At 67.6% G+C, this 23328-nt stretch carries 22 protein-coding genes; 9 read left to right on the top strand and 13 right to left on the bottom strand.

The window, feature by feature from the left end; translation table 11 throughout:
• The first annotated feature begins 159 nt into the window (after window positions 1-159).
• Genes BLV94_RS09955 through BLV94_RS09940 form a run of 4 tightly spaced genes read left to right on the top strand, consistent with a single transcriptional unit; the run spans window position 160 to window position 5180 of the window.
• Complete coding sequence (locus BLV94_RS09955) at window positions 160-1698, top strand: amino acid permease (RefSeq protein WP_072942215.1); 1539 nt, start codon at window positions 160-162, stop codon at window positions 1696-1698.
• Between the two features lies 1 nt (window position 1699).
• Window positions 1700-2545, top strand: coding sequence for an urea amidolyase associated protein UAAP1 (locus tag BLV94_RS09950; RefSeq protein ID WP_072942213.1), 846 nt, complete (start codon window positions 1700-1702; stop codon window positions 2543-2545).
• Entirely contained in the window at window positions 2542-3198 is a 657-nt protein-coding gene (locus tag BLV94_RS09945; protein WP_072942210.1) for an urea amidolyase associated protein UAAP2, read from the top strand. Before BLV94_RS09950 ends, BLV94_RS09945 begins: the two co-directional genes overlap by 4 nt.
• Window positions 3195-5180 (top strand): 5-oxoprolinase/urea amidolyase family protein, encoded by a 1986-nt coding sequence (locus BLV94_RS09940; RefSeq protein WP_072942208.1) that lies wholly within the window; start codon window positions 3195-3197, stop codon window positions 5178-5180. Before BLV94_RS09945 ends, BLV94_RS09940 begins: the two co-directional genes overlap by 4 nt.
• 7 nt (window positions 5181-5187) lie before the next feature.
• Here BLV94_RS09940 and BLV94_RS09935 read toward each other — a convergent pair whose 3' ends face one another.
• Genes BLV94_RS09935 through BLV94_RS09920 form a run of 4 tightly spaced genes read right to left on the bottom strand, consistent with a single transcriptional unit; the run spans window position 5188 to window position 7799 of the window.
• Window positions 5188-5811, bottom strand: a complete 624-nt coding sequence (locus tag BLV94_RS09935; RefSeq protein WP_072942206.1) for a dihydrofolate reductase family protein — start codon at window positions 5809-5811, stop codon at window positions 5188-5190.
• 15 nt (window positions 5812-5826) lie between these two features.
• The gene (locus tag BLV94_RS09930) at window positions 5827-6303 is read right to left on the bottom strand and encodes an SRPBCC family protein (protein ID WP_072942204.1); all 477 of its coding nucleotides are present in this window, start codon (window positions 6301-6303) and stop codon (window positions 5827-5829) included.
• On the bottom strand, window positions 6300-6656 hold the full coding sequence (locus BLV94_RS09925) for an ArsR/SmtB family transcription factor (protein ID WP_072942202.1): 357 nt from the start codon (window positions 6654-6656) through the stop codon (window positions 6300-6302). Before BLV94_RS09925 ends, BLV94_RS09930 begins: the two co-directional genes overlap by 4 nt.
• Before the next feature lie 57 nt (window positions 6657-6713).
• Window positions 6714-7799, bottom strand: coding sequence for an NAD(P)H-dependent amine dehydrogenase family protein (locus BLV94_RS09920; RefSeq protein WP_072942201.1), 1086 nt, complete (start codon window positions 7797-7799; stop codon window positions 6714-6716).
• A gap of 160 nt (window positions 7800-7959) precedes the next feature.
• On the opposite strand from BLV94_RS09920, the gene BLV94_RS09915 reads away from it, so the two are divergent.
• Window positions 7960-9552 (top strand): HD domain-containing phosphohydrolase, encoded by a 1593-nt coding sequence (locus tag BLV94_RS09915; protein ID WP_072942199.1) that lies wholly within the window; start codon window positions 7960-7962, stop codon window positions 9550-9552.
• Window positions 9553-9590: 38 nt separating this feature from the next.
• Here the strand turns inward: BLV94_RS09915 and BLV94_RS09910 are convergent, their stop codons facing one another.
• The 3 genes from BLV94_RS09910 to tnpA all read right to left on the bottom strand — a co-directional run bounded on the left by BLV94_RS09910 (window position 9591) and on the right by tnpA (window position 12286).
• A complete protein-coding gene (locus BLV94_RS09910) occupies window positions 9591-11369 on the bottom strand; it encodes an ABC transporter ATP-binding protein/permease (protein ID WP_244163572.1) in 1779 nt (592 codons plus the stop codon).
• A 7-nt stretch (window positions 11370-11376) separates the two neighbouring features.
• Window positions 11377-11673, bottom strand: a complete 297-nt coding sequence (locus BLV94_RS09905) for a hypothetical protein (protein ID WP_244163571.1) — start codon at window positions 11671-11673, stop codon at window positions 11377-11379.
• Between the two features lie 100 nt (window positions 11674-11773).
• A complete protein-coding gene (gene tnpA, locus BLV94_RS09900; protein WP_244163570.1) occupies window positions 11774-12286 on the bottom strand; it encodes an IS200/IS605 family transposase in 513 nt (170 codons plus the stop codon).
• A gap of 35 nt (window positions 12287-12321) precedes the next feature.
• Here tnpA and BLV94_RS09895 point away from each other — a divergent pair, with 35 nt between their 5' ends.
• Together BLV94_RS09895 and BLV94_RS09890 are read left to right on the top strand one after the other, a co-directional pair.
• Window positions 12322-13560 carry an RNA-guided endonuclease InsQ/TnpB family protein gene (locus tag BLV94_RS09895; RefSeq protein ID WP_072942195.1) on the top strand — a complete coding sequence of 413 codons (1239 nt, stop codon included), beginning with the start codon at window positions 12322-12324 and terminating at the stop codon, window positions 13558-13560.
• A 216-nt stretch (window positions 13561-13776) separates the two neighbouring features.
• The gene (locus BLV94_RS09890) at window positions 13777-15069 is read left to right on the top strand and encodes an SAM-dependent methyltransferase (RefSeq protein ID WP_072942193.1); all 1293 of its coding nucleotides are present in this window, start codon (window positions 13777-13779) and stop codon (window positions 15067-15069) included.
• 85 nt (window positions 15070-15154) lie between these two features.
• Here the strand turns inward: BLV94_RS09890 and BLV94_RS09885 are convergent, their stop codons facing one another.
• The 3 genes from BLV94_RS09885 to BLV94_RS09875 form a co-directional block, all read right to left on the bottom strand.
• Window positions 15155-17218: a transglycosylase domain-containing protein gene (locus tag BLV94_RS09885; RefSeq protein ID WP_072942191.1), complete on the bottom strand. Its 2064-nt coding sequence runs from the start codon at window positions 17216-17218 to the stop codon at window positions 15155-15157.
• A 426-nt stretch (window positions 17219-17644) separates the two neighbouring features.
• Entirely contained in the window at window positions 17645-18628 is a 984-nt protein-coding gene (locus BLV94_RS09880) for a potassium channel family protein (RefSeq protein WP_072942189.1), read from the bottom strand.
• Between the two features lie 110 nt (window positions 18629-18738).
• Window positions 18739-19137, bottom strand: a complete 399-nt coding sequence (locus tag BLV94_RS09875; protein WP_072942187.1) for a RidA family protein — start codon at window positions 19135-19137, stop codon at window positions 18739-18741.
• Window positions 19138-19245: 108 nt separating this feature from the next.
• On the opposite strand from BLV94_RS09875, the gene BLV94_RS09870 reads away from it, so the two are divergent.
• Window positions 19246-20280 (top strand): Rv2578c family radical SAM protein, encoded by a 1035-nt coding sequence (locus tag BLV94_RS09870; protein WP_072942186.1) that lies wholly within the window; start codon window positions 19246-19248, stop codon window positions 20278-20280.
• Between the two features lie 156 nt (window positions 20281-20436).
• A complete protein-coding gene (locus BLV94_RS09865) occupies window positions 20437-20892 on the top strand; it encodes a hypothetical protein (protein ID WP_072942184.1) in 456 nt (151 codons plus the stop codon).
• Between the two features lie 19 nt (window positions 20893-20911).
• On the opposite strand, the gene BLV94_RS09860 is transcribed toward BLV94_RS09865, so the two are convergent.
• The 3 genes from BLV94_RS09860 to ypfJ all read right to left on the bottom strand — a co-directional run bounded on the left by BLV94_RS09860 (window position 20912) and on the right by ypfJ (window position 23244).
• A complete protein-coding gene (locus tag BLV94_RS09860; RefSeq protein ID WP_072942183.1) occupies window positions 20912-21628 on the bottom strand; it encodes an SRPBCC family protein in 717 nt (238 codons plus the stop codon).
• Between the two features lie 2 nt (window positions 21629-21630).
• Window positions 21631-22257, bottom strand: coding sequence for an ArsR/SmtB family transcription factor (locus BLV94_RS09855; protein WP_072942181.1), 627 nt, complete (start codon window positions 22255-22257; stop codon window positions 21631-21633).
• Window positions 22258-22320: 63 nt separating this feature from the next.
• Complete coding sequence (gene ypfJ, locus BLV94_RS09850) at window positions 22321-23244, bottom strand: KPN_02809 family neutral zinc metallopeptidase (RefSeq protein WP_072942179.1); 924 nt, start codon at window positions 23242-23244, stop codon at window positions 22321-22323.
• Window positions 23245-23328 lie beyond the last annotated feature (84 nt).

Below are 23328 nucleotides of genomic sequence, written 5' to 3'. Positions count from 1 at the left end.
ACGCGACCGAAACGTAGGCAACGATGCTGTTACGGCCGACCGCGATCTGGATACGCGGGCGTCACCCATCGGGGCCTCTCCGCGAGAAAACTATCGAGCGACAGATATTGCCCTCGCCGAAGGAGTACGCCCTTGAGTACACCCACAAGGACTGCGCAGGTGCCGACCGCGCCGGCTCCCGCACCTCTCCGCCCGTCCGGCGTCGACGACACGGGCGACCTCGGCGAATTCGGCTACGAGCAGCAGCTCCACCGCTCCCTGGGCAAGTTCGCGTCGTTCGCCGCCGGCTTCTCGTTCGTCTCCATCCTCACCACGATCTTCCAGCTCTTCGGGCTCGGATTCGGGTTTGCCGGGCCCGCCTTCTTCTGGACGTGGCCGGTGGTGTTCGCCGGCCAGTTCATGGTGGCGCTCAACTTCGCCGAACTCGCCGCCCGGTACCCCATCTCGGGGGCGATCTACCAGTGGTCACGCCGGATGGGCGGCGAGGTGGTCGGCTGGTTCGCCGGATGGTTCATGATCCTCGCGCAGATGGTGACGGCGTCCGCCGCGGCCATCGCCCTGCAGGTCGTTCTCCCCAACGTGTGGAGCGGATTCCAGATCATCGGGGAGGACAGCACACTGACGTCCGCGAGCGGTGCCGCCAACGCGGTGCTCCTCGGCTCCGTCCTGCTCGTGCTGACCACGTTCATCAACTGCATCGGCGTCAACTGGATGTCCCGGATCAACAACATCGGTGTGACCTGCGAGATCGTCGGGGTCATCGCGGTGGTCGGGATGTTCCTCACTCACGCCCGGCGCGGACCGGACGTCGTGTTCGACACCGGCACGGCGGGCGCGTCGCCCGGCTACGGATGGGCGTGGATCGTGTCGGGGCTGATGGCGGCATACGTGATGGTCGGGTTCGGTTCGGCGGGCGAACTCGCCGAGGAGACGAGGAACCCGCGCCGGGTCGCACCGCGCACGATCCGCCTCGCGCTGTCCGTGTCGGCGCTCGGCGGCGGGCTGATGATCATCGGCGCCCTGATGGCCGCGCCGAGCCTGACGGACGGCCGTCTCGCCGCCGAGGGACTGCCGTACGTGCTCTCGTCGATCCTCAGCTCCCCGTGGGGAACCCTGCTCCTCGTCGACGTCGCGATCGCCGTCTTCGTCTGCACGCTCGCCATCCAGACGGCGGCATCACGGCTGGTGTTCTCGATGGCCCGGGACGGCCGGCTGCCGGCCTCGCGGATTCTGTCGACGGTGAACCCCCGCACCGGAACACCCATCGCGCCGTCCGTGCTGATCGGCCTCGTGTGCATCGGCATCCTCGCCGTCAACGTCGGGAACTCCGCGATCTTCGCGACCCTCTCGAGCGTCTGCATCATCCTGATCTACCTCGCCTACCTGATGGTCACGGTGCCGCTCCTGCTGCGCAGGCTGAAGGGCTGGCCGCACGGGGGACCGCAGGTCGACGCGGACGGTCGGACGCTGTTCTCGCTCGGACGGTTCGGACTGCCCGTGAACATCCTGGCCGTCGGCTACGGCGCGCTGATGGTCGTCAACCTGTCCTGGCCGCGCGCCGAGATCTTCGACCCCAGCGGCGACTACCCACTCCTGCGGTGGGCCGCCCCCATCACCGTCGCCGCCGTGGTCGCGCTCGGGATCGCGTGCTTTCCGCGCGGCCGCACGACCCCCAACCCCGTCACGATCGGAGCCTGACATGACCTCAGTGGACACCTCGACCACCAGTGCCGCGAAGGAACACGCGCGTGCCCAGTCGGGCGTGGTCACCGACTCGATGCCGGTGGTCCCCGCGTCGTCCTGGCCCACCCCTCCGTCCGGTGTCGATCCGGCGCTGCTCACGTGGGCGGAGACCGTTCCCGGCGGCCGGTACACCACGAAAGTGCTGGGCCGCGGCACCCGACTGCGACTGCGGGACCTCGACGGCCGGGCCTGCGCCCACCTGCTGCTGTACCGGGCGGACGCGCCGTGGGAGCGGCTCAACGTCGCCGACACGGTGAAGGTGCCGTGGCAGGCGTACACGGGGACCGGGCATCCGCTGCTCTCCGATCAGGGGCGCGTCCTCGCGACCGTGGTGTCGGACGGGTCCGGCCGGCACGACGCCCTCTGCGGCACCACCTCGCTCGCCACGAACACTGCGAAATACGGTGACGGCAGCCTGCATTCGGGGTCTCCAGCCGGCCGTGAGCTCTTCACCGTGGCGGCCGCGAAGCACGGGCTCGAGCGTCGCGACCTCCCGCCCTCGCTGTCGTTCTTCCACGGGGTGCGGGTGGGCGCGGACGGATCGCTGAGCAGCATCGGATCCGCCGGCGCGGACACCGCCGTCGAACTCGTGATCCACCTCCCGGTGATCGTCCTGATCGCCAACACGGCGCACCCCCTGGATCCGTCGCCGACGTACGACACGACCGCGCTCGAGGTGCTCGCCTGGACCGGCGCCGACGTGGCCGAGCCCGTCGACGCCGACCCGGAGTACCGGCGCGCCTTCCTCAACACCGAAGACGTCTGGGCTGCAGCGCAGCGCCAGGGACGGGAGCAGGCATGACCACCACCATCGAGACCGCGCCGCTGGTACCGGGAACGGTGATCCTGGACGAGGAGGTCGGCGCCCGCGGACCCTGGTCCGCCGTCGTCGCGGCCGGCGACGTCCTGACCATCGTGGATCTGTACGGCAACCAGGCCGTCGACACCCTGATCTACGCGGCCGGCGACCACCGGCAGCGCTACTCGGCCGCCGCGACGGTGTCGGCGCAGCGAAATCTGTTCCTGACCACGGGAAGTGTGCTCCGCACCGACGATCACGACGCGCTGATGACACTCGTCGCCGACGAGGTCGGCTCCCACGACACGGTGGGCGGCGCCTGCTCCCAGGAGTCGAACACCCTGCGGTACGGCCACCACACCAAGCATCAGCACGCCTGCGTCGAGAACTTTCTCGCGGAAGGGTCGCGGTGGGGAATCGGCAAGCGGGATCTGGTGTCGAACATCAACTTCTTCATGAACGTCCCCGTCGACGCCGACGGCACACTCGGCATCGTCGACGGCCTTTCCGCACCCGGCCGCCGGCTCGCACTCCGCGCGGACCGCGACGTTCTGGTACTGGTGTCCAATTGCCCGCAGATCAACAACCCCTGCAACGGGTTCGACCCGACGCCGGTGCGGATGATCGTGACCCGGCCGGCGGGAGCACCCGCATGAGCGCCAAGATCACGGTTCAGCGGCCCGGCATGCTCACCACGGTCCAGGACTTCCCGGGCCGGACCGGGTACTGGCACGTCGGGGTGCCGCCGTCAGGTCCGATGGACGACCTGTCGTTCCGGCTCGGGAACACCGCGCTCGGCAACGACGAGGGCGCCGCCGGAATCGAATGCGCCATGTCCGGCCCCGCGTTGCAGTTCGACGAGGAGACGGTGGTCTGCGTGACCGGTGCGCCCGCCCCGGTCACCGTCGACGGCGTGCTGCACGCGCAGTGGCGACCGGTACGGGTTCCGGCGGGCGGGACCCTGGATGTCGGCGCGGTCGCCGGACCAGGGCTGCGCATCTACCTCCTCGTCCAGGGCGGGCTCGACGTCGACGACTTCCTCGGCAGCGCCTCGACTTTCACACTGGGCAAGTTCGGCGGTCATCAGGGCCGCACGCTGCGGCAGGGCGATGTTCTCGCGGTCGGTGAGCACACCGGCGCCCGCGCGGCCGCCGTTCCCGCAGAACACGTCCCGGCCCTGTGCCGTCGCTGGGAGATCGCGGTCACCGAGGGCCCGCACGGCGCACCCGAATTCTTCACCCGCGCCGACATCGACACGCTGTACCGGACCGACTACGAGGTGCATTTCAACTCGGACCGCACCGGGGTGCGGCTGATCGGGCCCAAACCCGACTGGGCTCGCACGGACGGCGGCGAGGCAGGCCTGCATCCGTCCAACATCCACGACAACGCGTATTCGGTCGGCGCCCTGGACTTCACGGGAGACACCCCGATCCTCCTGGGCCCGGACGGGCCGAGCCTCGGCGGGTTCGTGTGCCCCGTCACGGTCGTCTCCGCGGAACGCTGGAAGCTCGGACAACTGGCCCCCGGCGACACGGTGCGCTTCGTGCCGATCCGGGCCGACCGGGCCGCGTCCACGCGTGCGCTGGGGCCTGCCCGGCGGGCGGCGTTCTCGACGGTCTTCTCCACCGCCGGTGACCGGGACGACGGCGTGATCGCCCGGCGCGACGGAGAGACCGCCGTGACGTACCGGCGATCCGGCGACGACAACGTCCTGGTCGAATACGGCGACATGAGCCTCGACCTCGCACTGCGGGCCCGCGCACATGCGCTGCACCAGCGGCTCGAGGTCGAGAAGCCGGCCGGGCTCCTCGACCTGACACCGGGCATCCGGTCACTGCAGGTGCGGGTCGACCCCGACGTGCTGCCGATCCCGAAGCTGATGGGGCTGCTCGCCGAGGCGGAGGACGCGCTGCCCGCGGCGAACGAACTCGTGGTGCCGAGCCGGTCCGTGCGGATGCCGCTGTCGTGGGACGACCCCTCGACGCGTGAGGCGATCCAGCGGTACATGCACGGTGTCCGCGCCGACGCGCCGTGGTGCCCCTGGAACATCGAGTTCATTCGTCGCATGAACGGCCTCGGCAGTGTCGACGACGTCTTCGACACCGTCTTCGGGGCGGAGTACATGGTGCTCGGACTCGGCGACGTCTACCTCGGCGCGCCCGTCGCGACACCCCTCGACCCGCGGCATCGGCTGGTCACAACGAAGTACAACCCCGCCCGCACGTGGACGCCGGAGAACGCGGTCGGCATCGGTGGGGCATACCTCTGCATCTACGGGATGGAGGGCCCCGGCGGCTACCAGTTCGTCGGCCGCACCACCCAGGTGTGGAACCATCGGCACCCCGAGAAGTCCGGACCGTTCGAGGACGGCACCCCCTGGCTGCTGCGCTTCTTCGACCGGATCTCCTGGTACCCCGTGGAACCGGACGAGCTGATGGACCTGCGATCCGACGTCGCCGCCGGCCGCGGCGGCGGAATCGAGATCACGGAGGGCACGTTCTCGCTCGCCGAGCACCAGCAGTTCCTCGCGGCCAATGCCGAATCGATCGGCGGATTCCGAGCCGAACAGGCCGTCGCGTTCGCCGCTGAGCGGCAACGATGGTCCGCGGCAGGGGAATTCGCGACGGTGGGCTGATCGCTCGTCACGCGAGCAGGTCGGTGAAGCTCTCCGGCCGCGGTGCGTCGTCGTGTTCGCGGGGCACGTAGTGGACTTCGACCACCCCGTTGCCGAACGACTCGGAACCGACCAACTGCAGGCGCCGCTGATCGGGGATCTCCGAGAACCAGGGCGCGCCGGGCGAGACCACCGGGTAGACGAAGAAATAGAACTCGTCGACGAGACCCGCCGCCACGACCGAGCGTGCCAGGGAAGATCCGCCGGACAGATGAATGTCTTTGCCCGGCTCCGCCTTCAGCTTCTCGAGGTAGGTCGCCAGGTCGCTGTCCGCGGCCACGACGACCTGTTCGGTGTTGGCCCATTCGGTCAGCGGAGTGTTGCCGGAACGCGAGAACACCAGTTTCCGGTAGGTGTTCATTCGCTCGGCCATGACCTGATTGGTCTCGGTCCCTTCGTGTTCGGCCAGTGCGCGGGGCCAGTACGCGGCCATCTCCTCGTAGGTGGTGCGCCCGACCAGCACAGTGTCGTAGGTCGAGTAGATTCGATCGATCTCGCGGTACTGGTCGTCGACGACGTCGTGGACCCACGCTGCGGGGTCGTCGAGGCGGCCGTTGAGGGTCGTCATCATCTGCAGGACGATCTTGCGCATGTCCGGCCTCCTCGGTTACGCCTGTCGCTCGGCGAGTTCGGCGAGTTGCTCCGTGACGGTGCCCCAGCCGTCGTAGAAGCCCATTTCTTCGTGGGTATTCCGGTCGGCGTTGTTCTTGTGCATCACGTGGGCGACGTATTCGGTGCCCGTCGGATGGTCGGTCAACGTGATGATCGCGGTCATGAACGGCTGTTCGGCGGGTCGCCAGCCACCGACGAGGGAGTTGGTGAACACGATGCGTTCGAATTCGTCGACGGCGAGGAAGCAGCCATTCATGTGGGGCACGAATTCGCCGCCGTCTTCGCTGATCTGGGTGGTGAGCGCGCCGCCAGGGCGTAATTCCATGTCGACGACCCGGCACCGGGAAGGCGCGGGGACCCACCATTGTTCGAAGCTGGCAGGGTCGGTCCAGGCGCGCCACACGACGGCCCGGGGCGCCCGGATGATGCGCGAAATCGTGAGGTCGAGATCGGGTCTCGCGGTGTCGGTCATTGCGGTGTGTCCTTCGCGTGAGTGGTGACTGCGTGTTCGGTGACGAATTGTTCGAGCCTGTCGGTGCGGCCCTCCCAGAGTTCCTGTTGCTCCGCGAGCCAAACTCCGACCGCCGTGAACGGCGCCTTCTCGATCGCGCACGTCCGTACCCGGCCTTCCTTGCGTGTCCGGATCCACCCGCTGTCCTCCAGGAAGTGGATGTGCTTCATGAAGGAGGGCAGGGCCATGTCGAACGGTTTCGCCAGTTCGCTGACCGTCGCCGGGCCGCGGCTCAGGCGGCCCAGCACGGCCCGCCGGGTGGGGTCGGCGAGCGCTTGGAAGATACCGTTGAGCTGCTCCGGATACTGAGCCACAAGGCAAAGTATTCACCGCAACGATGGTTAGCGCAAGGGCTAACTGTTTGGCTGGTGTCAGCCGAGCTTGCCGTGACCGGGGACGAGCGGGACATCCAGGGCGTCGTAGAGCCCCGGCGAGGCCGTCCGCAGCCACGGAATCGCGTTGACCAGGCGCCCCACCGCGGTGGCATTGCCACCGGCCGCTCGATTGCCGCCCTCGTCGGTGGCCTCCACATTGACCTCGATCCGCGGACGGCCCTCGATGATCACCTTGTGGGCGCCGTCCCCGCCGTCCGGTGGCACGGGCCAGTCCGGGGCGCACGACGGGTGGATCCGCGTGACGTGCTCGATGACGATGCGGGGTTCGCCGCCCACGATGCCCTGAACTTCGAAACGCAGTGCCCCCTGGGTTCCCGCCTCGAACTCGCCCATGAGTTCGGTGGCGATCGTCTCCTCGAGCGGCCGGCGTAGCAGCGTCTCCCGGATCTCGTCGAGTTCCACCCCGAGAGCGCGGGCGATGAGCCGGATCTGGCCGCCCCACACCATCGTCGGCACCGTCGCCGCGACCATCGGCGGTTCGTAGTCCATCGGCTGGCCCATGCCGACGAGGTACCGCACCGAATCGTGTTGGTCGTACGTGGTGTAGTCGAAGATCTCCTGGCACCGGATCCGGTCGATCGTGCCCGCCAGGCCCGTCATCAGGATCGGCAGGATGTCGTTGCCCCATCCCGGATCGACACCCGACACGAACAGCGCGCCGCCACCGGACTTCGCGGCCGCCTCGATCGGGTCGCGCAATTCGGCCGGCGCATTACGGTGGTCGTAGAGCGCATAGATCGACGGGGTCACGACGACCGCCCCGGCATTCAACGCGCGGGTGATGTCGGCCGCGGCATCGTCCGGGCGGATGTCACCCGACGCGGCGTAGACGACGGCGCCGGGAGAGTTCGCGAGCACTGCGTCGGCATCGTCGGTTGCCGCCACCCCGAGCGAGCGGCCGAGGCGCGCGAGGTCGCCGGCGTCGCGTCCGACCTTCTCCGGGTTCGCCACGAGCACCGCGGACAGCTCGAGTCCGGGGTGGGCGTCGACGGCGCGGATCGCGGCCCGCCCCACATTCCCGGTTCCCCATACCACGGTCCGGATCTTCCCCTGGTCAGCCATGGAATCGGACCCTACCCAGTTTGCGGGCCGGTCATAGCCCGAATCGGGCAACACCGGTCCCATTCGTCGACTGTTCCCGGCAGCGCTAGACCGTGTCCAGGTGGACCGTGTTCAGGTGGACCGTGTTCAGGTGGACCGTGTTCAGGTGGACAATGGGTAGATGCACCCGCACGGGACGCTGCCCGGCTCGGAAAAGGGACTGAGCAGAGCCGAACTGCTGGCCTCGGTATCGCTGGCGATCGACCTCGGTCTGGGTCAACCGATGGAACACATGCTTCGGTCGTCGTTGATCGCGACACGGATCGCCGAGCGGATGGGGCTCGACCCCCGGCAGCGAGAGACCGTCTACTACGCCAATCTGATCGGGTGGATCGGTTGTCACGCCGACTCCCACGAACTCTCGGCGCTCTTCGGCGACGACATCGCCTTCCGCGCCGACACCTACGCGGTGGACATGACAGGCCTGCCGTTTCTGCGGCTGACGATGAGTCATGTGGGACGCGGATTGCCGGGCTGGGAGCGCGGTATCCGTGCGGCAGCATTCCTGGTCGCCGCGCGCGGTCAGGTCGCCACGCTGATCCATTCGCATTGCAGTTCCGCCGGGGTTCTTTCCGATCGGATGGGTTTGGACGGGCAGGTCGGAAAGGCGCTGGCCTACGCCTTCGAACGCTGGGACGGCCGCGGATTGCCGAACGGTTGTCGCGGGGAGGGTATCCCGGTCGAGATCCACATCGCTCACGTAGCAGACGTCGTCGAGGTGCACCTGCGGACGGGTGGGCTCGCGCACGCGAAGGACGTTCTGCGTTCCCGGCGCGGCAGCCAGTTCAGCCCGGCCGTGGCGGAGGTGTTCGAACGTGACGCGGCGGCGATCGTCGACGGGGTGCTGGAAACAGACGTGTGGATCGCGGCGTTGGCCCAAGCGCCGGATCGTGACCGAACCCTGAGGGCCGACGAGAGCGACGAGTTGCTCAGGGCCATGGCTGATTTCGTCGATCTCAAATCGCCGTTCACCCTGGGGCATTCGCGTGGCGTCGCGAATCTGGTCGCCGGGGCGGCCCGACACCTGGGCATGTCACCACCGGACGTCACGAATCTCTACCGTGCCGGTCTCGTGCACAGTCTCGGCAAAATGGGGGTGTCCAACCAGATCTGGGAGAAGAAGAGGCCTCTCACCACGGCCGAATGGGAACGGGTACGGATGTATCCGGATCTGACCGGCCGGATACTGAGCCGAGTCAATGGCTTGGAATCGGTGGTGCCCGTCGCGATGAAGCACCGGGAACGGATCGACGGGTCCGGCTTTCCCCGGGGGATCGCCGGCGCGGAGTTGACCGCGCAGGACCGGCTGCTTGCCACGGCGGACGCATATCAGCGACTGCTCGAACCGCGTCCATACCGGCCGGCGCTCGATCCTCGCGGCGCTGCGGATCGGCTGCGCGAGGAGGCGCGTGCCGGACGCCTCGACGCCGAGTCGGTGGCGGCCGTGCTGGCGGCGGCCGGGCAACGGCTGTCGAGGCGCACGCCCTGGCCGGCCGGGCTGACCGACCGCGAAGTCGAGATCCTGCGACTCGTCGCGCAGGGCCGGTCCAACCGGGACATCGCCGCCGAACTGTTCATTGCAGAGAAGACGGCACGCAACCACGTCGAACGTGTCTACGCCAAGCTCGGTGTCAACAACCGCACGCAGGCCAGTCTCGCCGCGATCGACCGGGGTCTGGTGGGATTCCCGGTCAATGCAGTCGTGGGGAAGTGACGCGTCCGCCGTCCGGCGGGACCGACCGTGCCGGGCCGTCATCGCCGGGATGCGCCGGGCCGGGACCGCCGGTCCAGTACCCACACCGTGGCGAGTGTGAGGCCCACGGCAAACGAGGCGAGCGCGAGGAGACTGCCGCCGGTGCCACCCCGGAAGGTGTCGCCGTAGGCGGACATGGCCGGCACCGTGGCGCTGTACCGGTCGAGATCGAGGTCGCGACCCAATGCTTCGAATGCGTGGCGGTTGGACAGGCCGAGGCTCATCAGGCGTCCCGGGACGGCCATCTCGTCAACGGGAACTATGGCGCCACCGAACAGAACCTGAGGGAAGCAGAGCATCGGCAGGGCGAGGGCGGCCTGCGCGGCGTTCGAGACCGCGGCCGAGGCGAGCAAACCGAGGACCAGCGCGGACGTCGCTTCGATCACAATCGTCACGAACAGGAAGGCGTACACGTGCCATCCGACGGCGGGGAGCCGACCGAGCGCCCGCAGAACACCGAGCAGCAGCCCGCTCACTCCCGCCAGCACCGGAAGCAGCGCTGTCACCTTGGATGCCACGTAGGCGCTCACGCTGAGCCCGGCCAGGCGCTCCTGCCGGAAGACGGCCATTTCCCCGACGATCTGGAGCAGTCCGTACGTGAGGCCGAAGAAGAAGCCCGCGAAGGCGATCCAGAACACGATCTGGGCGGGGCCGAGGTCGGCCGCGCTGCGCGGATCGAACGCGCCGCGCTGGAACAGCGTCGCCATCATCGCCGTGACCAGCACCGGTGAGCCGAGCAAGACCGCCAGGGTCAGCCGGTTGCGAAGGAGAACGTCGACATTGCGTCGTGTGAGGAGCCACCATTGCTGCACCATGCCCGTGCGTTTTACGTCCGAACGGGTGGCCGGGAGGGGCGGTGGAGCCGAGCCGGGCCGGGCGTCCGAATTCTCACCGCTGTCCGCGAATCGCTCCGCCCAGATCTGAGGGGTGTGCTCGCGTGCCAGCCGGTCGTACACCTCGGCCAGATCCTTCACACCGAAGTAGCGTCGAGCCTCGGTCGGGCTGCCGGTGAAGGCCAGGTGGCCGTCGCGAGCCAGGAACACCACCCGGTCGCAGCGGTCGATGCCGGCCGGCTCGTGTGTCGTGAGGACGACTGTGACCCCACGCCGGCTGAGTCGGTGCAGCAGGCGCATCACGTCGGCTGCGGTCGACGGATCGAGCCCGGAGGTGGGTTCGTCGAGGAAGAAGAGGCGTGGCCGGGTCAGTAGCTCCACGGCGATACTGGCCCGCTTGCGTTGGCCGCCGGACAGCGCACGGACCGGCACCTCGGCCCGATCGGCCAGGTCGAGGTCCTGCATGGTCTCGTCGACGATCCGGTCCGCTTCGGCCGCCGACGTGCCCGCGGGCAGCCGGAGCCGCGCCGCGTACCGCAGCGTGCGGCGCAGGGGCATCTCGAGGTGGATGATGTCGTCCTGGGGTACGTAGCCGATACGGGAATCGGCGCCGACCCGGGCCCCGCGAACGACGCCGTCGTGCCGAACCTCCCCGGCCGACGGTGGTTGCAGTCCGGCGAGGATCTCCAGCAACGTGCTCTTTCCTGCTCCACTGCCGCCGGCAATGGCGACCAACTCGCCCGGTTCGACGGATAGCGACAGCTCCTGGAGGATCTGCCGCCCCCCGACACTCCTGCTCACGTCGACCGCATCGACCCGCCCGCCGTCCGCCGCTTCAGGTGCGTGATCCGACAGGCACGTACCGACCCGCCCGACGGTCGGTGGTTCGAATGTCGATTCGGTCGTGACCGGTGATTTCCGTGATTCCTGAACTCGCTTTGTCATGCCCTGATCATCGGTCCGCCGGTTCCGTCGTCGCATGGGGCGTTTGCCTCAAATCGCGAGGTCCGTCCGGGGCGCGGGCGAAGAATTTCCGGCCGTCAACCATCGATCGTCGGGACAGGACGTGTTCGGCCGCGTTGGCGACGCTGGCGTGGTTGCGGGGGGCAATGTCGAGGAGTGCGTCGAAGGCGGCTTCCTGGCCGCAACCATATTGCTCGGCCAGGAGTGCTACCGCGGTCGACAGGAGCTGTGCACGTGCCTTCTTCGACGGATTCCGTCCGGCTGCAGCGGGGGTGTCAGTGGGCACGGAGAGTCCTTTCGCTGTGCCTGCGGGTCCAGGCGACCTGGGCGACCACTTCAGGGTCGTCGGCGTGACGAGCAGAGAACACCGACATTCACCGGGTTAATCAGAGGAAGCCTGGCCCTTGGGGGCCGGGAGGAAGCTGATTCTGTATTGCGGGATCGCGCGTAGCGGGGTCGCTTTCTGGTGTGGGTTCGGGTCGTTGTTGGTTGGTGATGTACTCGGCGACGATGGCGAGTGGGGCTCCGCCGGCGGAGGCGGCGAAGTAGGACGGTGACCAGAAGTGATTGCCCCACAGGTATTTCTGGATGTGGTCGGGGAACTCTTGGCGCAGGTATCGAGCGGAGACGCCCTTGAGGCTGTTGACCAGGGTGGAGAGTTGCACGGTAGGTGGGTAGTGGATCAAGAGGTGGACGTGGTCGGTTTCTCCGGTGAACTCGGTCAACGTTGCGCCGAACTTGTCACACACCTCTGCCATGATCTGCCCGCATCGGGTCAGCATCGGGTCGGTGAACGCACCGCGACGATACTTCGTGACGAAGACCAAGTGTGCATGTAGGTTGGAGACAACGCTACGACCGCGGCGTATGTTCGGGTCAGGCGGCCATCTCGGTGACATAGACCAAAGAGTATCCGCAGGGAAAGGCGCAGGGTGTGAAGCGGATCGTTGTCGTCAAGCTGGCTCCCACCCCGGAGCAGTATGTGGCGCTGAAATCGACACTGGAGTTGTGCAATGCGGGGGCGAACATGGTTGCGCAGCTCGCGCACACCGCCGCTGATCGGCGCCCGTTCGCGCTGCAAAAGCAGGTCTATGCCCAGCTCAAAGCGTGCGGGTTGTCGGCGCAACCGGCGATCCGGGTCATCAAGAAAGTCGCGGATGCGTACGCGACCCGGACCGCGAACCTGCGTAACGGCAATTACGGCACGCCGGGATCGACACGGTATGCGAAGGTTGCGGGTAAGGCGATCGTGTTCCGTCAGGACGCGGGCCAACCGTTCGACGATCGGTGCTTGTCGTGGCAGATCGATCGATCGACGGTGTCGATCTGGACGACCGCGGGCCGGATGCGCAACGTCGGATTCGTGTGCGCGCCGTGGCAGCTGACAATGCTCGCCGACCGCACAGGCGAGTCGGATCTGATTTTCCGCGACGGATCTTTCTACCTGCACGCAACCGTCGACACCGACGCACCGCAGCGGCTGGTCCCCGCCGACGACCCCACCGGGTGGCTGGGCGTGGACTTGGGGATCGTGAACCTGGCGGTGACCACCGCAGACGACCCGGCCGAACTCGACGTCCGGTGGTCCGGTGGTGCGGTCACCGCCCGCCGGAAAAAGAACGGAACCATCCGGTCCGCGCTGCAAAAGGTGGGGACCAAGTCCGCGAAACGAAAACTGAAGAAACGGCGTAGGAAGGAGACTCGGTACGCCACCGACATCAATCACCAACTCTCGAAAACGATTGTTGCCCAGGCACAACGCACCGGTCAAGGAATCGCGGTAGAAGACCTGTCGGGAATCCGGGACCGGGTACGGCTCGCACGCAGACAACGGCAACAACTGCACTCCTGGGCCTACGCGCAACTGCGCGACCAGATCACCTATAAGGCGCACGCCGCAGGAGTGCCGGTGCAGGTGATCAACCCTCGCAATACCAGTAAGACGTGCCACCGCTGCGGGCACTGCGACACCGCGAATAGGCACAGTCAAGCACTCTTCCGGTGCCGCGGCTGCGGATGGACCGGCCACGCGGACCATAACGCCGCCGCCAACATTGCCGCACTCGGACACGACAACTACCGGGCCGCCCAATCAACCGTGCCTAAAGCAGCCACGCCTCTCACAGCCAGTGAGAACGTGAGCAGCAAACCCGCGTCCTTCAGGACCGGGTAGTTGATCTAGTCGTTCCCAGGCGTGCGGGCGGCGAGATTCGAGAATCGCGACGCCCGTATCGGTAGCAGTAGTTGGTGTGATGGTCTGCGGCGACGGACGTTCCATCGATATGGTCGACGAGGTGGATTTCGGGACGTTTGAGGGTTGACAGGTCTGTGGGTCACGGCGAGCGGCATGAAGTGCGCACGCCGGACCCACACTTCGACGGAGGTGGGTATGACGGTCGCTGACACGGTGGCTCCGCTGGTTCGCGCGGTGCTCGGTACACAGGTTCCGGTGGGGATCAGGTGCTGGGACGGTAGTCGCAGTGGGCCTCCGGACGCGCCGTGGCAGGTGCACCTCGCCAATCGGCGTGGTCTGCGGCGGTTGCTGTGGGCGCCGAACGATCTCGGTTTCGCCCGGGCTTACGTGTCCGGCGACATCGACATCGAGGGTGACCTGCTCGCCGGACTGGACGCGCTGGAGGAGGTGGCGGACCCGAGCCGGGGCCCCGGTGTGCGGATAGACGGGCAGACGAAGAAGGCACTGGTGACGGCGGCGCTGCGCCTGGGGATCGTCGGGCTGCCACCGAAGCCGCCGGCGGAGGAGATGAAATTGGCGCGCGGGCGCCGGCACGACAAGGCTCGTGACGCCGCCGCGATCAGCCACCACTACGACGTCGGCAACGATTTCTATCGACTCGTGCTCGGTGAGTCGATGACCTACTCGTGTGCGTACTGGGCGGAGCCGGGCGGGGATCTGGACGCGGCCCAGTACGCCAAATGCGATCTGGTGGCCCGCAAGCTCGGACTGACCGCGGGGATGCGGGTACTCGACGTCGGCTGCGGGTGGGGGACTTTCGCGCTGCACGCGGCACGTCATTACGGTGTGCACGTCGTCGGTGTCACCCTGTCCCACGAGCAGGCGGACTACGCCGCCAAACGGATGGTCGACGCCGGGGTGGGGGAGTTGGTGCAGATCAGGGTCCAGGACTACCGCGACGTCGCGGACGGCCCCTACGACGCGATCTCGAGCATCGGCATGGCCGAACACGTCGGCGAAACGATGCTGGCGACCTACGCTGCGGACCTGTTCGCACTGTTACGCCCGGAGGGCCGGTTGCTCAACCACGCGATCTCGCGGCGACCACGCAAGACCGCGGACAGTTTCTCCACGACGTCGTTCATCGATCGCTATGTGTTCCCCGACGGTGAAATCGAACCGATGGCACCGATGATCGACGCGCTCGAAGGTGCCGGCTTCGAGGTGCGCGACGTCGAGTCGCTGCGCGAGCACTACGCGCTGACCCTGCGGGCTTGGGTGGCGAACCTGGAGGCGAACTGGGACGAGGCGGTGGCCTCCAGCAGCGCCGGGCGGGCACGGGTGTGGCGGCTGTACATGGCCGGAGCGGCCTTGGCCTTCTCGGCGAACCGGCTCGGGATCAACCAGATTCTGGCAGTCAAAAGCACCGATCGGGGCAGCAGCGGCATGCCCGGCACCCGCGACGAACTCTTGCGGGCGCACACCTGAGGGGCGGCGTGCCGAACCCGGGTGGCGCTGAACCGCACAGGGGTGGAGGCCCGCTCAGGTCGTCGCGGGCCTCCACACCACCCGGTCAGCGGGCGTAGCGCGGGTCGATCGGAGGCAGGGCGGTGGGGCCGAAGTTGTTCGCGATCGGCATCATCGCCGTGAACCAGGTGCGGGCCGGCTCGGTGCCGCCGAACAGGTTTCCGTCCCCGCACGCGCGCAGCGGGCTGGTACAGATCTGGCCGGGGGTCGGAGTGTCCCCGAACACGTAGACGCTGCCGGCCAGGTTGTTCGTGTACCCGACGAAAGCCGACGACATGTGCGATTCGGTGGTCCCGGTCTTGCCGGACATCGGCAGTTTCCACCCGGCGGCGCCGGCCGCGGCCGACGCCGTGCCACCGGGCAGGTCGTCCTTGCTGAGCGCGTTGGACAGGGTGTCGGCCAGGCCGGGATCGATGACCTGCTCGCACGCCTGCTGGGTGAGCGGGACCGGCCGGCCCTGCCGGTCGACGATGGAGTCGATCGGGCTCGGCGGGCACCACTTGCCGTGTGAGGCCAGGGTCGCGGCGACATTCGACAGCTCCAGCGGATTGATCCACACCGGGCCGAGGGTGAACGACCCCAGATTCTGGTCTTTCTGCATGTCGGCCAGGCTCTGGTCCCCGAACCCGGACGTGCCCGGTTCGTTGTAGGACCGCATGCCGAGGCGTACCGCCATGTCCACCGTCGCATCGACCCCGGTGGCCTGGAGAAGTTTCACGAACGCGGTGTTCGGTGACTGGGCGAGGGCGTCGGTGAGCGACAGTGCCCGCGGATACGGGGCGGCGTTCTGCACGCAGTAGGCGCCGCCGGGACACCCGGGCGCGCCGCCGTCGCCCATCCCGTAGGCATCGAACCGGCCCGGTACGTCGAGGATCGCGTTCAGACGCAGCCCCTTCTCCATGGCCGCTGCCGTGGTGAAGATCTTGAACACCGATCCGGCGCCGTGCCCGGAGAGGGAATAGGGCAGCTCCTGCACCGTCTCGGCGGCGGCTGCGTCCAGGCCGTAGTTGCGGCTGCCCGCCATCGCCAGGACTCGGTGTTGGTCCTGCCCGGGTTGCACGACGTTCATCACGCTCGCGATGTCCGGGAGTTTCGGGTCGGCGTAGGTGGACACCGCCGACTTCACCGATCCCTGTACGGCCGGATCGAGGGTGGTGCGGATCAGGTAGCCGCCCCTTTCGAGTTGCTCCCGCGACAGTCCGGCGTTCTGGAGGTACTGCAACGCGTAGTCGCAGAAGAACCCGCGGTCGCCGGCGGCGATGCATCCGCGGGGCAGGTTGTTCGGTTTCGGGAGCACCCCGAGCGGCGTCTCCTTCAGGGCGCGGATCTCGGCGGCCCGGTCCGGAACATTCACGACCAGGGTGTCCAGGACGACGTTGCGGCGCTCGAACACCCCCTCCGGGTTGGTGTAGGGGTTGAGTGCGGAGCTGGACTGCACCATGCCCGCGAGCATCGCCGACTGCTCCAGGTTCAGGTCCTTGGCGTCGATGCCGAAGTACGTGCGGGCGGCGTCCTGCACCCCGAAGGAACCGTTGCCGAATGGCACCAGATTCAGATACCGGGTGAGAATTTCCTCTTTGGAGAGTTCCTGGTCGAGGGTCATCGCCATCCGGATCTCGCGGATCTTGCGGACCGGCGTGGTCTCGATCGCGGCCCGGCGTTCGCCGTCGGTCTTGGCGACCACGTGGAGCAGGTAGTTCTTCACGTACTGCTGATTGATCGTCGAGGCACCCTGTTCGATCTGACCGCTGGTGGTGTTGGTGAAGAACGCCCGCATCGTGCCCTGCCAGTCCACCCCCTGGTGTTCGCCGAACCGTCTGTCCTCGATGGAGAGAATCGCCAGTTTCATGTCGTTGGAGATCTGGTCGCTCGGGACCTCGAATCGGCGCTGGTCGTACAGCCAGGCGATCGGGTTGCCGGTGACGTCGGTCATGGTCGTCACCGCAGGCACCACCCCGTCGGCCAGTTCGGCCGAGGAGTTACCGACGCTGTCGGCGGCGCGGTTGGATGCGTACCCCAGCCCGGCGGCGATCGGGAACATCACCCCGGCCAGCAGCACTCCCGCGGCCACCGTGGCGCCGGTGAGTTTGAGAACGGTCCTGGATTGCAATTCGGCACCTCCTGCGACGATGCACCGGCAACGACGCAACCGGTGCTCGCCCGATTATCGGGCCACTCGGCGCGGTTGGGGCGCGAATGACACGCATCCGCCACAACGTGACGGGTGACCAACCGGCCGCGCGGCCTCTCATGGGCGATGCCTCACCCCGCGCATTCATCGCATGTGTGTCCTCCTCCGGCCAACCCGGATGGTCAGGACGGTGACGCCGGGGAAGGGCGGGGCGGAGGCCGTCGACCTCGATCGGAATCTGTCGATCCGCGGCCGCGACCGAGTTCGTCGAGTCCGGATCGTTGGGAAACCTGATGAAGCCGAGGTTGTTTCGGCAGAGAACACAGGGAGGTGACCCCTCGAGAGCCGCCCACATCGGTTCGGTGTGAGCCCTCGGGTAGGCCGGTGATCAACCCGCGCAGGGAGTTACGGGTTGACGTGGTGGCGTGCCGCATCGAGTTCGTCGGGGGTTCCGAGAGCGATGAGGATCGTTTCGGGTTCGAGTTGGATAGTGGGCGCCGGATTGGCGACGAACTGACCGGAGACGGTGCGAATCGCAAGTAGCAGTGCGCCGCTTACGTGAAGTCCCATCTGCGCGAGCGTGTATCCCACCCAGGGTGAAGCGGAACCGACGGTGATCTCTTCCATTCGGTAGTCGAGGGTTTCGTCGTGCATCACCACGTCGAAGAATTCGGCCACGTGGGGTTGCAGTGCAAAGGAACCCATTCGGCGGCCGCCGATCAGTTGCGGGTTTACAACCCGGTTGGCGCCGGCGCGTACCAGTTTGGACATCGACCCCTCGTTCCGGGCGCGGGCGATGATGATGAGATCCGGGCGCAATGCCCGGCTCGACAGCGTGACGTACACGTTGTCGGCGTCGGTGTCGAGCGCGGAGATCAAGGCGTGTGCATGCGCGATCCCGGCTGCTTCGAGGGTCCGGTCGTCGGTGACGTCGCCGATGACGGTGGGATGCTCGATATCTCGGAGTCTGTCCGGTTCGCGGTCGATGACGACGATCTCGCGGCCGAGTGAGGTGAGGTATTGCGCGCTCGCAGTACCCACCCGGCCCCATCCGCAGATGATGATGTGGCCGGTCATCCGGCTGATGCGTCGATCCATTCGCCGTCTCTCCATGTGGTGGCGTAGGTGGCCCTCGATGAGCGCCTCGAGGAGGACGCCGAACATGTACAGCGCGGTGCCCACCCCCGCAAGGATGAGTATGATCGTGAATATTTCTCCGACGCGGCTGAGCGGATGTACTTCGCGGAATCCGACGGTCGTGATCGTGGTGACGGTCTGGTAGAGCGCGTCCAGGAGCCCGAAGCCGAGGACGATGTATCCGACCGTGCCGATGACAACGACCAGCGCGAACGCGAGGAGCGCTCGACCGATTCGTCCCAGGGGGCTCACCGCGACAATTGTTCACCCAATGTCGTCGAAGAGTGGGTACTTCCGGTGGACCACCGGTAGGCGGGGAGGCGGACGTGGGCTCGTCGGCGTGGTGCCGCCTCCCCGGACGGTCAGTCGCCGATGACGGCGTCGGCCTCGATCTCGATGAGCAGGCCGGGGGCGATCAGCGCGCTGACCTCGAGGATCGTCGTGGCGGGACGGATCTCGCCGAAGACCTCGCCGTGTGCGATGCCCGCTTCTTCCCACCGGCTCATGTCGGTGAGGTACATGCGGGTGCGGATCACGTCGGTCGTGCTCGCGCCGGCCTCCGCGAGCGCCGCCTCGATTCGGCGCAGCGCCTCGCGGGTCTGCTCTGCGAGATCATCTCCGCCGACGGGGCCGTCGGGACCCGACGCGGTGGTGCCCGACACGGACACGAGTTGCCCGATACGCACGGCACGGGAATAGCCGATCTTGCCTTCCCACTCGGAACCGGACGAGACGTTGTTTCTGTTCGACATGAGCGACATTGTCGCAAGCCCCGATCCGGCGCTCACCAGCGCGGTCGACGGTGACGATCTCGTGTCCACTCGGTGCGAAGTCTTGACACCGGTTAGAACAAATGTTCGCATGTACTCATGAGGTGGGATGGGCAAGCGGTCGACGCCGACGACGGTGCATTGCCGGGGCTGGAACGCGCCGGGCTGGTGCGCAGCGTGCAGACACCCGAGTTCGACGGCATCACCTTTCACGAAGTGCTCTGCAAGAGCGCGCTGAACAAGATGCCCGAGGAGTCGCAACTGCCATTCCGGTTCACCGTCAATGCCTTTCGCGGGTGCTCACACTCGTGCCGCTACTGTTTCGCCCGGCCCACCCACGAATACCTCGACCTCGACGCGGGCCGCGACTTCGACAGCCAGATCGTCGTGAAGACCAACGTCGCGGCGGTGCTGCGCAAGGAGTTGGGGCGCAGGTCGTGGAAGCGTGAACACGTGGCGCTCGGCACCAACACCGATCCGTATCAGCGCGCCGAGGGCCGGTACCGTCTGATGCCCGGCATCATTCGCGCGCTTGCCGAATCCGCGACCCCGTTCTCGATTCTGACCAAGGGGACGCTGCTGCGGCGCGACCTCCCGCTGCTGACTCTCGCCGCCCGGCAGGTCCCGGTGAGCATCGGCGTCTCGCTGGCGATCCACGATCCCGACCTCCAGAAGTCGATCGAGCCGGGAACGCCCACCCCGAAGGCGCGCCTCGATCTGATCCGGGCGATCACCGACGCCGGGCTGCCGTGCAATGTGATGGTGGCCCCCGTCATTCCGTTCCTCACCGATTCGGTGCGGCACCTGGACGGCCTGCTCGAATCGATCGCCGATGCCGGCGCCTCGGGCGTGACCGTCTTTCCGATGCATCTACGCGGCAGCACCAAGGGCTGGTTCATGAACTGGCTGTCGACGGAGCATCCCGCGCTGGTCCGTCAGTACCGGCAGTTGTACGGGCGGGCGGCCTACGTTCCGCCCGAATACAAGGCGTGGCTGAGGCAGCGAGTCGACCCGCTCGTCGACCGATACGGTCTCGGCGGTGGTGCGAAACACCGGGAGGCCGGGCAGCCCGAACCGGATCGCCGTGAACTGGTCGGGGCGGGTCGTCCCGGACCGGCGCTCACCCTCTTCTGAGGCCCGTTCCACCGGCTGATCGGCCGCGCCGTAGACCCGGATGGATCGCGCGACGAACGGTACGTCGATCCCGGCGGTCCGGACGGGTAACGCGCCCCGCATTCCCGGAGACACACGGGGGAGGGGTTCGCCCGCCGCACACGACCGAGGAGCGCCATGACTGTGGGAAATCTGGTAGGCCGTTCGGCGGTGGTGGCGTCGCTCGCCGCTGCCGCGCTGATCGGCGCACCCACTGCTGCCGTTGCGGATACGGCGACGCTGACACCCACGTTCACGATCGGGCACGGTCTGAACCCCGGCGACATCAGCGTGTGCGGTGGCCGAATCGACGCCCAGGCGTCGTCCGGCTACCCGGGGCCGTACGGGCCGAACTACGTCATGCTGAGGACGCATTTCGTGGGCAGTTCCCGGGTCTGCATGGTCGACGGAACGTTGCGTTGGCGCAACCTCGACACCGGCGCCTCCGGAACGAAGCAATGGGCGTTGAGCGGATGGGACGGTCCGGGGGCTCCGACAGCCGTCTACTTCGATCCGGGGGCGGGTCGCGTCCGTGTCGAGATCACCCCGAGCACGCCGAACATTCCGGGGACAGGCGAGTTCACGGCCTCCTGAACTCGGGCACCACGGAGAGTCACGCGAAGACGTCGTCCAGCCACGACGTCCACGCGTCCTGCGACTTCTCCTGGTCGGCGCCCGCGGCGAACAGGTGGTGCGCCGCGTCGACCGTTCCGCCGAATGCGTTGCGACCGTAGAACCGGTACAGCGCGTCGGCGGTCCGGATGCCGATGAAGTGCGGCGTCAGGTAGTCGACGACGCCGTCCACCGTGCCGAATCCGGGGACGTCGACGGTGACGGTGTCGCCGGCGGTCGACGTGTCGGACAAGCCGAGCGCGCCGCGGAGCGTGATCATCGCGCCGGGATCGGCGGAGGCCGCCGGGCCGCCGGTCGCGATGTAGGTGGCTGCGCGGCCCGCGAAGTACCGGACGTACTGGCCGAGGCTGTGCAGGTAGAACGTGGTGTGCTTGTCGGCGCCGTCGTACTGGGCGTCCCAGTCGTCGGTGAAGATGCCGCTGTGCACGTAGCGCAGCACCGCGGTGCCGCCGTCCCGCGCCTCGATGAGGTACTCGAGAGCGTTGAACCAGCCGTCAGGGCCCTCCTGGCGGACCGCGAACTTCTGCGGCGGCTCCCAGGCGATGACGGCGGGGTCGTCCGGCCCCTCGCTGCCGACCCCGGGATCGAGTTCGGTGGGGAACATCCAGCCGCCGGTGCCGGTGGTGACGGCGGCGAACACGTCCTCGGGGGTGGCGTTCAGGACGACTTCGCGACGGATCTCGAAATTCTTCGACATGGCTAGCTCTCCTCGTGGCGGTTGTCGGATGACTTCGCTTGCGCGGGCGGTGTTTTCAGGCTCGGATGCAGTGCGACGACGAGGCGGTGCCTGCGCCCGTTCGGGGCGTTCTCGTCGTGGTAACGGGACACCAGGTTCTTCACGGACTCGCCGAGTTCGTCGGCGAACGCGGACCGGTCGGCCGCCGACGAGAACCGGATCTCGCTGTCGATCGCAAAGGTGGCCAGCGGCTGACACGCCGCGGTGGCGCCGGCGATCAACTCGCCGACCTCACGCACCAGTCGCGCGGCCAGTGCCACCAGCCAGCGGGCCGACAGTTGGTCCGGTGCCCGGTCGGGATCGGGCGCGAGGGCGGCGAACGCGGCGGGGGAGATGACGTACGACGCCGCGGTGGCCTGGAACAGCCGCTCGGTGACGTTGCCCTTCTTGCGTTCCTCGACGAGTTCGACGAGGCCGTGCTCCTCGAGCGCCCGGAGGTGGTAGTTGGCCTTCTGCCGTGTCAATCCCACCTGGACGGCGACGGAACTCGCCGAACCGGGTTCGGCGAGCGCCGCCAGCAACCGCGCCCGGACCGGGTCCAGGGAGATCTCGGCGGCGGCCGCTTGATCGATCACTGCTAGGTCCAACATGCGTCCACTGTCGCACCGACAGTAAATTCTGTCAAGACAAAAAAATTTGTCGGCGGATTCCGGTCAGCGGAGCGCGGGCGGGTTGTTCAGATCGCGTGCCGAGTAGGTGTCGCAGGCCTGTACCTGGCCGGTCCGGTATCCGGTGGCGAACCATTTCTGGCGCTGCTGGGAGGAGCCGTGTGTCCAGCCCTCCGGATTCACCCGGGCGCCCGCGGACTGCTGGATCCGGTCGTCGCCGACCGAGGATGCGGCGGAGAGGGCGTCGTCGATGTCGGTGTCGGTGAGGGTGTTCAGGAACGGTGGTCCGCCGTCGGGGCCGGGGAGGGTGTCGGCGTAGTGGGCCCACACGCCCGCGTAGCAGTCGGCCTGCAGTTCGGTTCGCACCGCGGCCGAGTCGGCGCCCCGCGGGTCGGCCTGTGCCCGTCCGATGTCGCCGAGCTGGTTCTGGATGTGGTGGCCGAACTCGTGGGCCACGACGTACTCCTGCGCGAGCGGGCCGCCGCTGGACCCGAAGCGGTCGACGAGGAGCTGGAAGAAGCTGGTGTCGAAGTACGCCGTCGAGTCGGCCGGGCAGTAGAACGGCCCGACCTCGCTGGTGGCGTTGCCACAGCCGGTGCTGACGGAACCGGAGAACAGCACGACTTCCGGCGGCACGTACGCGGTGCCGGTCTGTTGCGCGAGTTCCTGTCCCCACACCGAGTCGAGACTGCCCGCGGTGAACACCACCCGGCAGTTCACGTCGCGGTTGGCGTCCGCGCCGGTCTCGCACCCTTCGAGGCCCGCGCCGGAATTCTGGCCGGACTCGGTGGCACCGCTGAGACCGCCGAGCAGCGAACCGGGATCGCCACCGAGGAGCAGCGCCAGAACCAGCACGATCAGCCCGCCGGCGCCGCCGCCCAACGCGAACTTGCCGCCGAGGCCACCGCCGCCCCCACCTCCGGTCGACACCCGGCCGGAGTCCATTCGGGCGCCCTCGTTGAAGGTCATGTGTCTTCGCTTTCTCGTCAGTTTTCCGGTGCGTGCCGATCGAGCCTCGCACGTGAAGCGGGTATGCGTTTCCGCTCACGCACG

It is taken from the genome of Rhodococcus koreensis (assembly GCF_900105905.1).
Lineage (GTDB): Bacteria > Actinomycetota > Actinomycetes > Mycobacteriales > Mycobacteriaceae > Rhodococcus_F > Rhodococcus_F koreensis.
This window is presented reverse-complemented; position numbering and strand designations above follow the sequence as displayed.